This window comes from Bacillus sp. AFS031507 (assembly GCF_002584635.1).
Taxonomy (GTDB): Bacteria; Bacillota; Bacilli; order Bacillales; family Cytobacillaceae; genus Neobacillus.
This window is the reverse complement of the sequence record NZ_NUOW01000003.1, coordinates 114,501-129,531: the sequence shown is the minus strand read 5'-3', so window position 1 is coordinate 129,531 and position 15,031 is coordinate 114,501. Positions and strand designations below refer to the sequence as shown.

The window sequence follows — 15,031 nt, the reverse complement described above, 5'->3', positions numbered from 1 at the left end:
ATGGATAGCATTACAATTTTTATTAAAAATATAGAAATTTTAGCCTTTTTACGGCAAATGTTTCAGTTTAGTGACTTGTCAAAGCACTTCCACTTTTTTTGTTTTCTGCAGCTAAATGTAATAATTCTTCTGCATGTTTTTTAGTGAGATCGGTTATTTCTGTTCCAGATATCATCCGGCCAATTTCATTAATTTTTTCATCAATCTCTAACGGGGTCACAGAAGTTTTCGTTCTCCCCCCTTTTATGATCTTTGAAATAAACAAATGAGTATCAGCCATGGCTGCCACTTGAGGCAGATGAGAAATACACAAAACCTGTGATTCGGCAGCCACCTTATAGATTTTCTCCGCAATCGATTGGGCAACCCTGCCGCTCACACCAGTATCTACCTCATCGAAAATAATAGATGTTACTCCTTGATGCTTGGAAAAAATACTTTTTAATGCCAACATAATTCTAGATAATTCCCCTCCAGAAGCAACCTTTGATAAGGGCTTCAATGGTTCTCCGGGGTTAGTTGAGATAAAAAATTCGACATGGTCTACACCGTTTTTTGTAAATTGAATGGTATTTGATTCAAAACGAATTTCAAAAACAGTTTTCGCCATATACAATTCTTTTAATTCTTTATGTATTAACCTTGTTAGTTTATCAGCCCATTTAAGACGAATTTCAGTTAACTGCTTCGCTTCAAGGATTAAGTCTTTTTTTACAGAAGTTAATTCTTTTTCTAATTCGCTTATATGTGTTTCTTTATTTTGCAATGTTTCAATTTCTTCTTCAATATTTGCAGCATACTCTAATATTTCATGAATTGTTTTTCCGTATTTTCGTTTGAGCTGATTAATTTCATTCAACCGGTCTTCGATTTCATGTAACCGTTGCGGGTCGAACTCTAATATATCTAATTCATTTCTTAAAGCACGCGCCGCATCTTCTAATTGGTAGTAGCTATTCGAGACAGATTCGTAGATGTCTTTATACGCCGTATCAAGTGCCGCAGCGTCTTCTAGGTGTCCCATAACCATACTAATCCAATCCAGCCCTTTTTGTTCTCCCTGCAAGGCTGTATGGCTGGACTGAATGGCTCCAAATACTCTTTCGAAATTAGTTAGTTTTCTTTTTTCCTCAAAAAGATCTTCATCTTCATTGAGCTTTAAATTTGCCTTTTGAATTTCATCCAATTGAAACTGTATTAAATCTAACCGATGGGCGGTTTGTTGATCATTTTCACTTAATGCTTTTAACTTTTGGAAGGTTTGCTCATAACGACGAAATACTTGCTGATATTCACCTTGCGAAGGTACTATATCATCTGCTCCAAATTGATCTAGCAGTGTTAGGTGTCTTGAGTCATCCATTAACTCTTGATGCTCATGCTGACCATGGATATCAACGAGTGTTCCTCCAATTTCCCTGAGAATGGAAATTGTCACAAGCTTTCCATTCACACGGCAAACACTTTTACCGGTTTGGGCAATATCTCGTCGTAAGATAACCGTTCCTTCGTCAATGTCAATCCCGAATTCTAAAGCTTTAGCAATTACCGGATGTTTGTTATCATCAATCTGAAAAAGTCCTTCGATTTCCGCCTTTTCCTCTCCATGACGAACAAATTCTGCAGACCCTCTGCCACCAACTAATAAATGAATAGCATCAATAATGATTGATTTACCTGCACCCGTTTCACCCGTTAAAACCGTTAATCCCTTTGTAAATGTTACAGATAAGGCTTCGATAATAGCGAAATTTTTAATTGATAATTCTGCTAACAAGGAACATTCCCCCAATTAAAGCATATCTAGGAACCGGTTTGTAATAACTTCAGTATCTTCCGGAGTTCGACAAATGATTAACATTGTGTCATCCCCACAGATGGTCCCTAATATTTCATCCCAATCGAGATTATCGATTAGTGCGCCAATTGCCATGGCATTACCTGGCAGGCACTTCATGACTAGCAAATGACCTGCCGCATCAATCCGTACAAACGCATCTATTAATGATCTTTTCAGCTTTTGTAATGGATTAAATCTTTGGTCAGCAGGTAAGCTGTACTTATAACGTCCATCGCTTAATGGAACCTTTACAAGATGTAATTCTTTAATATCCCTAGAAACGGTTGCTTGTGTTACATTATAGCCAGCACTCTTTAGTTCATCCACTAACTCGTCCTGTGTCTCGATATCATTAGTAGCAATGATTTCTCTTATTTTAATATGGCGTTGGCCCTTGTTCATTGTTTCACCCCATAATAGTTAAAACATCTAAGTAATATGTACTAACACGCTCTTATACACATGTTAGCCGATTTTTACAAGCTTGTACATTTTTTCTTGTGTAAAAAGGGGGAATTTTCATTCCAAAAGAAGAAAAGGATAAGCATCAGCCTACCCTTCTGAATTTTGTTTTGTTTTAAATTCCACGTGTGATTCCTTTACAATTTCAATAGGGGTGACAAGTAATTGATTAACTCCAATTTCCCGTTCCCCTTCCCATTTTAGATGGAGCAGGTACTCAATGTTCCCATCCCCGCCAGTGATTGGTGAAAAGGATAAGTTTTTTATTGTGTATCCTTGCTGAAAGGCAAAATTAATGATTTTATCAATTACTTGTAAATGTACTTTTTCATCACGAACGATCCCCTTTTTACCAACCTGTTCACGTCCAGCCTCAAATTGCGGTTTTACTAGTGCTATGACGTCACTTCCAGGGACTAAGAGTGTTTTTAAGACAGGTAATATCAACGTTAAGGAGATAAACGATACATCGATTGTGGCGAAATTTGGCATCTCTCCATTTAAATCGGCAGGTGTAACATAGCGGAAATTTGTCCTCTCCATTACTATGACACGTTCATCCTGTCTAAGTTTCCAAGCAAGCTGATTATAGCCTACATCCAAAGCATAGGACATTTTTGCACCGTTCTGTAATGCACAATCGGTAAAGCCGCCAGTTGAAGATCCAATGTCGAGCAATACTTTGTTCGTAACACTCACATCAAATACCTTCAAAGCCTTTTCAAGCTTTAATCCACCACGGCTTACATACGGAAGGATCTTCCCTTTGATACTAAGTGGAATATCCGTTTTCACCTTTTCTCCTGGTTTATCCAACCGCTCTTCGTTTGAATAAACTAGCCCTGCCATAATCGTTCGTTTTGCTTTTTCTCTGGTTTCAATTAAACCTCTTTCTACAAGTAAAACGTCTAACCGTTCTTTATTTTTCATATTTTAAGCCCTTTGTTGTTTTTTTCTAGCTAGTATAGAAACCCGTTTGATTACTTCTTCCGTCGTTAAACCAATTTCTTTAAGAAGTGAGTCAACATCTCCATGTTCAATAAATTGGTCCGGGATTCCGATTCTGTCGATGTGCGCGTGATAAAATCCTTGGGTTTGTGCGTACTCCAGAACTGCACTCCCAAACCCCCCTTGTAAAACTGCTTCCTCAATGGTAAGAATCGGCATATTTTTCACAAGTAGATGAGTTAGCATTTTTTCATCCAAAGGCTTGATAAACCGGGCATTAACAACTTTGACGGAGATCCCCTTCTTTTCAAGCACCTCAGCTGCTTCTAAGGCCATTGGAATGGTGGTTCCAAAGGTTAGGATAGCCGCATCATCACCCTCTTTAAGAACCTCCCACGTCCCAATTGGAATGGCTTGAAAATCCTTATCCAATGGGACACCAAGTCCATTCCCACGCGGGAATCTCATGGCAATGGGACCGTCATTATAATTCAGTGCGGTGTAAACCATATGCTGACCTTCATTTTCATCCTTTGGCATCATTAACACCATATTAGGGATATGCCTTAAAAAAGCAATATCAAAAACTCCTTGATGGGTTTCACCATCCGCACCCACCAATCCAGCACGGTCGATTCCAATAAAGACATTTAAGTTTTGACGGCAAATATCATGAACCACCTGATCATAAGCCCGTTGTAAAAAGGTGGAGTAGATCGCCAGAAAAGGCTTCATATTTTGTGTAGCTAATCCCGCAGCGACTGTCGCTGCATGCTGCTCTGCAATCCCTACATCATACATTCGCTCAGGGAACTCACTCGCAAAGCCTTCGAGTTTAGAACCAACAGGCATAGCTGGTGTAATCGCCACAATCCTTTCATCCGTCCTGGCAAGCTTTCGAACCGATTCACTGACAAGGCTGCTCCATGCAGGGGGCGGTGTTTTTACCGGCTTTACGAATGCACCTGTGTCCATTTTATATGGTCCAGTTCCATGCCATGTACCTGTTTTATCACTTTCTGCCGGCTGATAGCCTTTTCCCTTTTTAGTGATGACATGAAGAAGAATCGGACCTTCTGTCTTTTTAGCATAGCTGAAGTTCTCAAATAATGCTTCAAAATTATGACCATCAATTGGGCCGAGATAGGTAAATCCTAGTTCTTCAAAAAACATACCGGAAACAAATAAATATTTAAGGCTGTCTTTCACTCTTTCAGCGGTTGCCGCTAATTTCCCGCCCACTGCAGGTACTTTTTTCAACAGTACTTCTAGCTCATCTTTCACCCATTGATACTTTCCAGCCGTCCGCAATTGACCAAGAATATTATGAAGTGCACCAACATTAGGAGCGATTGACATTTCATTATCATTTAAAATGACAATCATATCTTTTTTCTCATGACCAATATGATTTAAGGCTTCTAACGCCATTCCACCTGTTAAAGCCCCGTCGCCTATAACTGGAATAACAAATGAATTTTCCTTTTTTAAATCTCTAGCAATTGCCATTCCCATAGCCGCAGAAAGAGATGTGGAACTGTGACCTGTTTCCCAAACATCATGCACGCTTTCAATCCGTTTAGGGAAGCCGCATAAGCCTTTATATTGCCGTAAAGTATCAAACTCACTTGCTCTGCCCGTTAATATTTTATGAACATAAGATTGATGTCCCACATCCCAGATAATCTTATCTGTAGGACTGTTAAAACATTTATGTAAGGCTATGGTTAATTCGACTACACCTAAATTCGGTCCAATATGGCCTCCAGTTACAGACAGCTTTTCAATCAAAAATGTGCGAATTTCTTGACTTAAAGCCTCTAATTCGATTTTCGACATGCCTTTTAAAAAGGCTGGGTCTTTTATTGATAACAGATCCATGTTTGGACCACTCACTTTCATACTTTTATGCATTCTTCTTTTTACCATTGTGTTATATTACACATTTAAATAATTAAGTTTTGATTAAAAAATAGCCGCTAACACGCGAGTGATAACGGCATTGACAACGTTTTCTACAATGAAAACAATTATAACACACTTATTTCAATGCCTCAAATACCGTTTTCTAATGGTCTCTTGAAGCAACTAATTCCGTTATTTCCATCAAAAGGGTCGTATTCAAGCCTGTCATACCCAGAAATTGCTTCGACAGGTTTATTTGTTTATTTAAGGCTGCAATTGCCCCTTCTAACGATAACAACTGCGGATACGTACTTTTATGATTGGAGGTATCACTACCAACAGGTTTCCCAATCAATTGCTGATTCCCCACCAAATCAAGAATATCATCTTGGATTTGAAAAGCGAGACCTAGATGATGGGCGAAAGAGGAAAGATTTTTTAATTGTTCCTGATTTGCACCCGCCATTATTGCTCCTCCCAGTACGCTAAATCCGAGCAGCTTACCCGTTTTATGAATGTGTATATACTCAAGTTCTTCGAGAGTTAAGGATTTCCCTTCTCCTTCCATATCTGCAACTTGACCGCCAACCATTCCTTCCGTTCCAGAAGCCTTTGCCAACTCAATCACTAATTTTAGTTTTGTATCTGCTGAAGCGAATTCAGATGGAATATTCCCGATTACCTCAAAGCTATATGTTAATAAAGCATCTCCTGCTAAAATCGCAATAGCATCACCAAAAACTTTATGATTTGTAGGTTTTCCTCTTCTAAGGTCATCATTATCCATGCTTGGCAAATCGTCGTGGATTAGGGAATATGTATGAACCATCTCAATGGCCGAAGCAGCAAGAAGCCCATTTTTGGGGTCTACCCCAAATGCTTCTAGAGTAGCGAATAATAAAAGGGGGCGAATTCGTTTACCTCCTGCTTCAAGTGAATAGATCATTGATTCCTTAATAATAGGAGGGGCGTCAAGCTTATTAACCAGAGTCCGAAGCTCCGAATCAAGCTGAAGTTTATATTCTCGTGCAAATACATCTAGTAACCCGGTTCCCAAGTCTTATTCCTCCTCATCAATCGTAAAACTCTCCGTCCGACCGTCCTCCGTAATAATTTGTGTTAATTGTTCTTCGACACTTTTTAATTTATCATGGCAAAGTTTGGACAGCTCCATACCTTCTTTATAGAAGATGATCGCTTCTTCTAACGGTACATCTCCTTCTTCAAGCTTATCCACAATTCGTTCCAATTTAGTCATTGCCTCTTCAAAGGAAATTTTCTTTTCATTCGTCACGTTTTTCGCTCTCCTTCCTATTCTCAACTCTACAGAAAAGACTGCCATCCGTTAATTGAATCTGAACTCGCTCATTCATGTTAACTTGATTAATGCTTTTAATCAGTCTGTTTTCTTCCGAATAAGCTAAACTATATCCACGTTCCATGATTTTCAAGGGGCTTAACGCACCTAAGGTCGAAAGGATCCTTTCAAATTCTGTTTGCTTTTTTGAAAGTACTTGCTGCATGGCACGTTTCATCTCTTTATTGGTTAGGTCTAAACGTTTTTGTGCTTCTCGTAATGCCTCGATCGGATGATTCCTCTGCAAGCGTTTATAAAGAATTTCGTGCTGCCCTTTTTTTATTAAGGACAACCTGGATGTCCCGCGGACCAGCATTTCCGTTAGTTTATCAACCTGCTCCAGCTTTTGTTCATATAATCGATGGGGATAGCGAAAGGCATAGGATTTCTGAACACGAGCTAATCGTTCTTTTTCAAACTGGAATTTACCCTTCATCGTCCGAAGAAGGCGAGTTTGCCGCTGTAAAACCCTGTCCAATAACTCATCTATATGTGGGACGGCAAGTTCTGCAGCACCAGTTGGGGTCGGAGCGCGTAAATCCGCTACAAAATCAGCAATGGTAAAGTCGGTTTCATGTCCGACGGCTGATATGATCGGGATGTCTGAAGAAAATATCGCTCGGGCAACGAGTTCCTCATTAAAAGCCCACAATTCCTCAATTGATCCCCCGCCGCGTCCAACGATTAGCACATCAATTTCATTCATGCTATTTGCTTTAGCAATAGCCTTAGCAATAGAGGGAGCCGCTTGATCCCCCTGTACAAGGGCAGGAAAAACAAGAATATTAGCGATGGGATACCGTCTTTTAATGGTCGTAATAACATCCCTTAACGCCGCTCCAGTGGGTGAGGTAATCACCCCAACGGTTTTGGGATACAAAGGAATCGCCTTTTTATTTTCTATCGCAAATAATCCTTCTAATTCTAGTCTTTGTTTAAGCTGTTCATAGGCTAAAAACAATTCTCCTATACCATCTGGCCGCATTTCTTTTATATATATTTGATATTGACCACTTGGTTCATAAACAGATATTTCACCTCTAACAATTACTTTCATGCCATTTTCTGGTGTGAATTTCATTGTCCTTGACTGACTCGAAAACATAACCGCAAGAATGCGGGCTTTTTCATCCTTTAAGGTAAAATACATATGACCGCTCGAATGCTGTTTGAAATTTGAAATTTCACCTCTAACGTGAACATCCCGTAAATGTGGATCCGCATCAAATTTTCTTTTTATGTATTTGGTTAAAGCATTCACAGATAAATATCTTTGTTCCTGCATAGGTAACTCCTTTTTATTCGACCAATAGTCAAATGAAAACTCTTCGATTAGCGAAAAACTGTCCTTATCTTATATATATTTATAAAAGATAAGGACAATTTCCTACTTAATTGCGGTCTAGGCTTTCTGCAGCTGATTTTAAGGTATTATACATAAGCATGGTAATGGTCATCGGTCCTACTCCCTTTGGAACAGGCGTGATATATCCAGCTTTTTCGCTTACCTCAGCAAAAGCTACATCACCGCAAAGCTTTCCGGCTTCATTACGGTTAATTCCAACATCAATGACGACAGCACCGTCTTTTACATGCTCCGCTGTAATAAAATTCGGAATTCCAACAGCAGCAATAAGGATATCCGCTTGGTTTGTATGGAACTTTAGGTCCTTAGTTTTAGAATGACAATAGGTTACCGTTGCATGTTGATTTAAAAATAATTGACCGACCGGCTTTCCGACAATATTACTTCTCCCAACCACGACAACATGCTTCCCTGCTATTGAGATACCTGTTTCTTCAAGTAACACCATAATTCCGTACGGCGTACATGGTAAGAAGGCATTCTGCCCTGTCATCATCCTGCCGATATTAATCGGATGAAACCCATCGACATCCTTATTAGGGGAGATCGATTCAATTACTTTTTTTTCGTCAATGTGTTTGGGGATTGGCAGCTGAACCAAAATGCCATGAATATGATCGTCCTGATTTAATTCTTCAATTCTTGAAAGTAATTCCTCTTCGGAAACTCCCTCTGGCATTTCAATTAAAACAGAGTTCATCCCAAGTTCTTGGCAGGCTTTTTCTTTATTTGTTACATATGTCCGAGAAGCATGGTTATTTCCAACAAGAATAACTGCTAATCCAGGAGTTACCCCAAGTTTTTTTATTCTGCTAACCTCTTCTGCGATTTCGATTCTTTTTTTTGCCGCAATTTCTTTTCCATCAATAATAGTAGCCGTCATTTTCACTTCTCCTTTTGTTCTTAAGTTCGTTCAATCAATTAATCGTTAAGAAGTTTTTGTTTCACCTTTGATAGAACACCATTAATAAACTTACTTGATTGGTCATCACCGTATATTTTTGCTATTTCGATGGCTTCATCTAAAATAACATTTTCCGGAACTTCATTTCGGAAAAACTTCATTTCGTATGTAGCTATTCTTAATAAATTTCGATCGACCGTTGCCAATCGTTCTATGGACCATTTTTCAAGATTTTCACTGATTAAATTGTCAATTAAGGTTTTTTGTTCGACTACCCCTAGAACAAGTTTAGAAAGGTACTCGTCACCCGCCTCTCCTTCCAATACATGCTCAATCGCTGCTGATGGCTCAGTGTTGCTTATATCGATTTGAAAAAGTGCCTGTAATGCCTTTTCCCTTGCTGTTCTTCTTTTCATTATACAATTAACTCCTTTAGAGATATTAATTAATTTTTGTCTATTTTTCATACATAAATAGTAAATAAGTATTCGAATAGGTTGCACATAAACGATAATAGCATAACTAAAAATGATTCGCACTCTAAGGTTGTTATTTTTCCAATATGTAAGCACTTTTATTTAGGACTTAATTGCAAATAAAGAAAAACCAAAGGAATTTTCTCCTTTGGTTTCCAAGTTTTAGATCTCTGTGTCAATGCTCTCTGGTTCATTCTTATGGTTTTCAAATTGTATCCCAACCACATGAATATTTACTTCTTCAGCATCTAAGGCAGTCATATTCAACAATGCTTGACGAATATTATCCTGCACTTTTCCTGCAACGGAAGGAATGGATACTCCAAACTTCATCATACAATAGACATCTACTTTTATTCCGGACTCTGTTAATTCGACTTTTACGCCCTTACCATGGTTCTTCTTCCCTAAACGCTCAACCACACCAGTTGCAAAATTACCACGCATCGAGGCTACACCTTCCACCTCAGAAGCAGCAATGCCTGCAATAACCTCAATCACTTCAGGAGCAATTTCAATTTTCCCATGTCCGTTATTGCCTTGTTCCATTTCCAAGACACTAAACTCACTCATCAATAACACCTCCAGATATTAAACAGACTTCATCACATCATGCAATTCCAAGAATTTGGTATTAAATCCGCCTTCGACGAACTTTTCATGATCTAGCAGTTTTAAATGGAACGGAATCGTTGTATGGATACCTTCAACAACGAATTCACTCAATGCACGTTTCATTCTTGAAATGGCCTCTTCCCTGCTATTCCCATATGCGATAACCTTCGCAATCATAGAATCGTAATAAGGCGGAATCGTATACCCTGGATAAGCTGCTGAATCAATACGTATGCCAAACCCGCCAGGTGGAAGGTACATGTTGATTTTCCCTGCAGATGGAAGAAAATTCTTTTCTGGGTTTTCGGCATTAATCCGACATTCGATTGCCCATCCTGTAAAAGTGACATCCTGTTGTTTTAACTTTAACTTTTCTCCAGAAGCCACCCGGATTTGTTCTTTAATTAAATCGATTCCAGTGACCATTTCTGTAACAGGATGCTCCACCTGAATTCTGGTGTTCATTTCCATAAAATAAAACTTTCGATTGCGGTAGTCATATATAAATTCTACCGTTCCCGCACCTGAATAATCAACTGCTTTTGCAGCTTTTACGGCTGCATTTCCCATTTCTTCTCGGATTTCCCCATCTAATGCCGGTGATGGTGATTCTTCAAGAAGCTTTTGAAGCCTTCGCTGGATTGTGCAATCTCTTTCTCCTAAATGAATTGTGTTACCAAATGAGTCAGCAAGGACCTGAATTTCAACATGACGGAAATCCTCAATATATTTTTCAATGTAAACACCAGGATTTCCAAAGGCTGTCATGGCTTCCTGCTGTGTAATATTAATGCCTTTAATTAATTCCTGCTCGTTCTTGGCAACGCGAATCCCTTTGCCGCCTCCACCAGCAGTTGCTTTTATGATAACTGGATATTGGATTTTTTTAACAAGTTCAAGTGCCTCATCGATATCATTTATAATCCCAGTTGAACCTGGGACAATTGGGACCCCGGCTTCACGCATAGTCTCCCTTGCGATATCCTTAGTACCCATTCTTGTAATGGCCTCTGGGCTTGGACCCACAAATGTTATATTGCATTCGCGGCAAAGCTCTGCGAAATCTGCGTTTTCGGCTAAAAAGCCATACCCTGGGTGAATGGCATCACAAGCTGTAAGCTTAGCCACACTAATTAGATTTGTTACATTTAAATAACTGTCTTTTGATGAAGTAGGGCCAATGCAATAGGCTTCATCTGCGAGCTGTACATGTAATGCTTCACGATCCGCTTCCGAGTAAACGGCAACAGATTCAATTCCCATTTCCCTGCACGCTCGAATAATTCTAACTGCAATTTCTCCTCTGTTTGCAATTAACAGTTTTTTAATCATCCTGTTATCGCTCCTTATTCAGGCTTTACTAAAAATAAAGGCTGTCCGTATTCTACTAATTGTCCATTTTTAGCAAGTATTTCAACAATTTCGCCGTTAATTTCAGCTTCAATTTCATTAAATAATTTCATAGCTTCCACAATACATACAATCGAATCTGTTGTTACATTAGAACCCAGTTTAACATATGCGTCAGTGTCTGGAGTCGGTGAAGCATAAAAAGTCCCTACCATTGGAGAAACAATTTTATGAAGATTGGATGTATCAGCTTGCTTAACAGTCTCTTCTTTTTGAACTTCCTGGTTTACTTCTTGAACAGGAACGGAAGATGTTGCTGTAGATAAGACTGGTTGTGCTGGTAATACAAATTGAGTTTCTTGTGGAGCCGGACTTACTTGTGAAACATATGTAACTGCACCATTTTTTTTCATTTTAATTTTTGAACCTTCGTTTTCATATACAAATTCATCAATACTTGATTGGTCCACTAATTTAATCAATTCGCGAATTTCTTGTACTTTTAACATTGAGTTACACCCCTCGTACTACAAAATTATGACTAACTACTATAACTATACGATAATACCTAGTGAAAGTTCAATGATGGAAATTATCTCCATTGAAATTCCCCCTCTCATATACTTCCTCTCTTATCATAATATTTTTATTAACAAAAGGGAACTTTTACAGTTGGCTGTCATTCAACATATTATTTTAACCTATTTCATGGTATTAAAACAAAAAAGGAAAGTCGTTGACTTTCCTTTTTTGTTTTCATTTATTTTGTTGGTTGGAATTCTACTGCAACATAATTGGTTTCGCCAATTTCTTTTTTCACCTGTAAGATGATTTTATTGGCCTCAGTTGCTGAAGGTTTCTTCTTAGATTTAACTGTGACTCTTACTTTTTCACCATCTGCTCTTACTAATGCATCTTCATAGCCCATTGTTTTAATTAACGTTTCAAGAATTTCTTCTTTTTTGGCCGTTTGATTCAATTGGTCCATTTGATCTTTTACTTTACTTCGCTCAACCGCAGGAATATCTGTGGAGGCCAGCTCCGTCGTTAAATCCTCTTGCTGTTTGCTCCTTAGGTCATCGAGCTTCATACGTAATTCTTCAAACGCTTCATCACCTGCAACAGTTGATACAATTGTTTTATCATCCTTAGCTTCCGTTTTTGTTTTACCCTGATTTTGATCTTTCGCTTTTTGCGAAACAGCAGCTAGATCATTACTCTTCTGTTCCGGAGAGGTAATGTAATAAACAGATAATACAACTACTAAACTTAACATCGTTAATAACCAAACTGTTTGTTTTTTCAATAGCATAGGAAAACACCCCTTTTATTTTTTAGGCATGACTGCAACTCGGTGACTTGGTACACCTAAAGCGCGTGTAACTGCGTCTACAATCCACTTTTTCACTTGTATATTCTCTGCGCCTTTCGCAACCACTAGGACACCGCGAATTTCAGGTTTTTTCGTTTCTACTACAATCGGAACCTCTTTTTCACCCTCACGGATAATCACTAGTTGTTCATCAATTGAGGCTTCCTCAACTTTCCGTTCCCCACCTTCTCGATCTGTTTCTTCAGTCGTTTGTGATTTGGAAACCCTATTTTTTTCAAGCACTTTCTTATCACTGGAATCAATATTGACAACAACTGTAACATCTTTAACCCCTAGCATTTCCTGAAGGGCTTTCTTAAGCTGATTTTCATATTTTTCTTCATATTTATCCAATGCCTTATTGCTTGAGCCCTTATTTAGACCAAATGCCGGTACATCTTCCGAATCTACTTTTTCACTCGTCGCAACTGGTGTATCAGCTGAGTTCGAATTTGTTTTAAATACAATATTGCCAACAAGCATAAACGCTGCACCGATACATAGAACAACAAGCATATACTGGTATTTCCCTGGTTTCTTGTCAGATTTACCTTCTATTTTGAGCACCTTTTTAAGCCATGAAAATGGTCCCTGGTTGTTATTCATTTTGGTTATTAATCCCCCCTTCAATCGAAACTTCAACTGTTTTTTCGGTCACATTCCATTTTTGCGAAAGAAAAGCGGCAATTTTTTCAGCTTCTTCTGTTGAGCTTTTAGATGGAAGAGGTGTTTCTGTGTTAATTTCGACTTGTTTGATCGCTTCGACTGTCTTCACTTCATTTTCTGGTTGCTTCAGAAGAACCATAACCTTTTGGAGGTTGTCTGGGAATGCTTGGTCGCTTTCTTCATTTGTAGCTAGATCAATTTTTGCTATCTCCAATCCGTATTGTTCCATCAACTCCTCTTTCACGTCCTTTTTCAGTTGGACAGCCATTTCTTCTAAAATATATGCATGTTGTTGGGCTTGTATTTCTTTTTTCTTTAAATCTATTGAATTTTTCATATTTTTTTCTCCAGGAGCTTGATATGAAGGGATCGAACCCATTGCTGATTCAAAATCCTTGGAAATCAATTTAAAGATTGGGGTAAGAATAATGGCAATTAAAAGGAGTCCTGTAACCATTTTTGTGTACTTTTGCATACTTGAATTGGGGAGGAGCATATCAATTACCGTGGCTAACAAGATAAAGAGAATAATATTCGTTACCCACTCTATTAAATATTCCATATGAATCCCCCCTATCTCATCATCATCGTCAGGTTTCCTGCCGCAACTATAACTGTTATACATAAAAAGAACATCAGTGAAACGATTCCTAAAGCTGCAAAGACATAAATGACACTCTTGCTAATAATATCCAAGCAGGTAATGATTGGCCCGCCGCCTAATGGCTGCAAGATAGCGGCAGCGAATTTATAGATAAAGGCAATCATTAAGATTTTAATAGCTGGGAAGGCTACAATGATAAGCAGGATACCAACACCAGCAATGCCTACTGTATTTTTTAATAGGACAGATGCACTAACCACCGTATCTGTAGCATCTGTAAACATCCGGCCGATAACAGGTATAAAGTTCCCGGTTACAAATTTCGCTGTCCTAATCGTAACACCATCTGTTACAGCTGCTGATGCTCCCTGTACTGATATAACACCTAGAAACACCGTCAAGAAGAGTCCCATTAACCCAATGCTCCAGTTTCTTAGCAGGGCAGCTAATTGTGACACTTTATACTGTTCTGACATCGTGCTTACAATACTCAACAAGGTGGCTAGAAACAGGAGAGGCAGGATAATATACTGCATGAATAAACCGCTTATATTCATTAAAAACAAGATCACCGGATGAAAGAAAGCTGCTGATATAAGACCGCCAGAGGCTGCAATTAATGCGAGTAACAGTGGAACAAGTGCTAGCACAAAGGAGATCATCGATCCGATTGCTTCATTTGTATAACTGATGGCGACATGGAAACTATTCAGGGCAATTATGACTAAGACCATATAAACGATTGAATATGCAACCTTGCTAATCGCGCTTTTCTCGAAGGCATTCTGCATCGATTGAAGGAACATACTAAAGATGGTTAGCATGATCAATGACCCCAGTAATTTCCCGTTAGAAACAAACTCTTGAAAGGCAAACTTTACTATTCCCAGCCCCCATTGTTTAAAAGAGAATTTCTTCTCGCCGCTAACAAAGTCATACAAGCTCCCCTTCTGGCTTTCGGGAAGGAATCCCCCGTATTTATAGGTAATGTCCTCCCAAAATTGTTTGAGTTCTGTAATATCAAGGGATTTAAGCTGGGCATCAACTAACTCCTGCGGTAAAAGAGGGTTTGGGTCTTTAGTCTCTTCGGCAGCTTGTACACCTGTAAAGGATAAAAAAAAGAATACAAGAACTATAATAGGAATAAACTGCAATCGCTGCTTCAA

At 38.7% G+C, this 15,031-nt stretch carries 16 protein-coding genes; all 16 read right to left on the bottom strand.

The genetic code is table 11. From position 1 onward, the window contains the following. Positions 1–67: 67 nt before the first annotated feature. The 16 genes from recN to spoIIIAE all read right to left on the bottom strand — a co-directional run bounded on the left by recN (position 68) and on the right by spoIIIAE (position 15,031). Entirely contained in the window at positions 68–1,777 is a 1,710-nt protein-coding gene (recN, locus tag COE25_RS04500; RefSeq protein WP_098931488.1) for a DNA repair protein RecN, read from the bottom strand. A 15-nt stretch (positions 1,778–1,792) separates the two neighbouring features. After that, the gene (gene ahrC, locus COE25_RS04495) at positions 1,793–2,242 is read right to left on the bottom strand and encodes a transcriptional regulator AhrC/ArgR (protein WP_088088912.1); all 450 of its coding nucleotides are present in this window, start codon (positions 2,240–2,242) and stop codon (positions 1,793–1,795) included. Between the two features lie 150 nt (positions 2,243–2,392). Continuing rightward, entirely contained in the window at positions 2,393–3,232 is an 840-nt protein-coding gene (locus COE25_RS04490) for a TlyA family RNA methyltransferase (protein ID WP_088088913.1), read from the bottom strand. 3 nt (positions 3,233–3,235) lie between these two features. Further along, positions 3,236–5,131, bottom strand: a complete 1,896-nt coding sequence (dxs, locus tag COE25_RS04485) for a 1-deoxy-D-xylulose-5-phosphate synthase (RefSeq protein ID WP_098931485.1) — start codon at positions 5,129–5,131, stop codon at positions 3,236–3,238. A gap of 187 nt (positions 5,132–5,318) precedes the next feature. Then, positions 5,319–6,212: a polyprenyl synthetase family protein gene (locus COE25_RS04480; protein WP_088088915.1), complete on the bottom strand. Its 894-nt coding sequence runs from the start codon at positions 6,210–6,212 to the stop codon at positions 5,319–5,321. 3 nt (positions 6,213–6,215) lie between these two features. Further along, complete coding sequence (locus tag COE25_RS04475; protein ID WP_088088916.1) at positions 6,216–6,449, bottom strand: exodeoxyribonuclease VII small subunit; 234 nt, start codon at positions 6,447–6,449, stop codon at positions 6,216–6,218. Further along, on the bottom strand, positions 6,439–7,797 hold the full coding sequence (gene xseA / locus COE25_RS04470; RefSeq protein WP_098931483.1) for an exodeoxyribonuclease VII large subunit: 1,359 nt from the start codon (positions 7,795–7,797) through the stop codon (positions 6,439–6,441). Before xseA ends, COE25_RS04475 begins: the two co-directional genes overlap by 11 nt. A 106-nt stretch (positions 7,798–7,903) precedes the next feature. Further along, positions 7,904–8,761 carry a bifunctional methylenetetrahydrofolate dehydrogenase/methenyltetrahydrofolate cyclohydrolase FolD gene (gene folD / locus COE25_RS04465; RefSeq protein ID WP_088088918.1) on the bottom strand — a complete coding sequence of 286 codons (858 nt, stop codon included), beginning with the start codon at positions 8,759–8,761 and terminating at the stop codon, positions 7,904–7,906. A gap of 38 nt (positions 8,762–8,799) precedes the next feature. Continuing rightward, positions 8,800–9,198 carry a transcription antitermination factor NusB gene (nusB, locus tag COE25_RS04460; protein ID WP_088088919.1) on the bottom strand — a complete coding sequence of 133 codons (399 nt, stop codon included), beginning with the start codon at positions 9,196–9,198 and terminating at the stop codon, positions 8,800–8,802. Between the two features lie 222 nt (positions 9,199–9,420). Then, positions 9,421–9,831, bottom strand: a complete 411-nt coding sequence (locus COE25_RS04455; RefSeq protein ID WP_088088920.1) for an Asp23/Gls24 family envelope stress response protein — start codon at positions 9,829–9,831, stop codon at positions 9,421–9,423. An 18-nt stretch (positions 9,832–9,849) separates the two neighbouring features. Beyond that, positions 9,850–11,205, bottom strand: coding sequence for an acetyl-CoA carboxylase biotin carboxylase subunit (accC, locus tag COE25_RS04450; protein ID WP_088088921.1), 1,356 nt, complete (start codon positions 11,203–11,205; stop codon positions 9,850–9,852). Between the two features lie 14 nt (positions 11,206–11,219). Next, positions 11,220–11,732 (bottom strand): acetyl-CoA carboxylase biotin carboxyl carrier protein, encoded by a 513-nt coding sequence (gene accB / locus COE25_RS04445; protein ID WP_098931481.1) that lies wholly within the window; start codon positions 11,730–11,732, stop codon positions 11,220–11,222. A gap of 251 nt (positions 11,733–11,983) precedes the next feature. After that, positions 11,984–12,535 (bottom strand): SpoIIIAH-like family protein, encoded by a 552-nt coding sequence (locus COE25_RS04440; protein ID WP_088088923.1) that lies wholly within the window; start codon positions 12,533–12,535, stop codon positions 11,984–11,986. 15 nt (positions 12,536–12,550) lie between these two features. After that, complete coding sequence (gene spoIIIAG / locus COE25_RS04435; RefSeq protein ID WP_088088924.1) at positions 12,551–13,201, bottom strand: stage III sporulation protein AG; 651 nt, start codon at positions 13,199–13,201, stop codon at positions 12,551–12,553. After that, the gene (spoIIIAF, locus tag COE25_RS04430) at positions 13,194–13,823 is read right to left on the bottom strand and encodes a stage III sporulation protein AF (RefSeq protein ID WP_098931479.1); all 630 of its coding nucleotides are present in this window, start codon (positions 13,821–13,823) and stop codon (positions 13,194–13,196) included. Before spoIIIAF ends, spoIIIAG begins: the two co-directional genes overlap by 8 nt. 11 nt (positions 13,824–13,834) lie before the next feature. Next, complete coding sequence (spoIIIAE, locus tag COE25_RS04425; protein ID WP_098931477.1) at positions 13,835–15,031, bottom strand: stage III sporulation protein AE; 1,197 nt, start codon at positions 15,029–15,031, stop codon at positions 13,835–13,837.

Coding starts and splice junctions, on each gene's coding strand:
- folD (WP_088088918.1), bottom strand. CDS start 8,761: ATGACGGCTACTATTATTGATGGAAAAGAAATTGCGGCAAAAAAAAGA.
- accB (WP_098931481.1), bottom strand. CDS start 11,732: ATGTTAAAAGTACAAGAAATTCGCGAATTGATTAAATTAGTGGACCAA.
- dxs (WP_098931485.1), bottom strand. CDS start 5,131: ATGGATCTGTTATCAATAAAAGACCCAGCCTTTTTAAAAGGCATGTCG.
- spoIIIAF (WP_098931479.1), bottom strand. CDS start 13,823: ATGGAATATTTAATAGAGTGGGTAACGAATATTATTCTCTTTATCTTG.
- COE25_RS04440 (WP_088088923.1), bottom strand. CDS start 12,535: ATGCTATTGAAAAAACAAACAGTTTGGTTATTAACGATGTTAAGTTTA.
- accC (WP_088088921.1), bottom strand. CDS start 11,205: ATGATTAAAAAACTGTTAATTGCAAACAGAGGAGAAATTGCAGTTAGA.
- xseA (WP_098931483.1), bottom strand. CDS start 7,797: ATGCAGGAACAAAGATATTTATCTGTGAATGCTTTAACCAAATACATA.
- nusB (WP_088088919.1), bottom strand. CDS start 9,198: ATGAAAAGAAGAACAGCAAGGGAAAAGGCATTACAGGCACTTTTTCAA.
- COE25_RS04490 (WP_088088913.1), bottom strand. CDS start 3,232: ATGAAAAATAAAGAACGGTTAGACGTTTTACTTGTAGAAAGAGGTTTA.
- COE25_RS04455 (WP_088088920.1), bottom strand. CDS start 9,831: ATGAGTGAGTTTAGTGTCTTGGAAATGGAACAAGGCAATAACGGACAT.
- spoIIIAG (WP_088088924.1), bottom strand. CDS start 13,201: ATGAATAACAACCAGGGACCATTTTCATGGCTTAAAAAGGTGCTCAAA.
- ahrC (WP_088088912.1), bottom strand. CDS start 2,242: ATGAACAAGGGCCAACGCCATATTAAAATAAGAGAAATCATTGCTACT.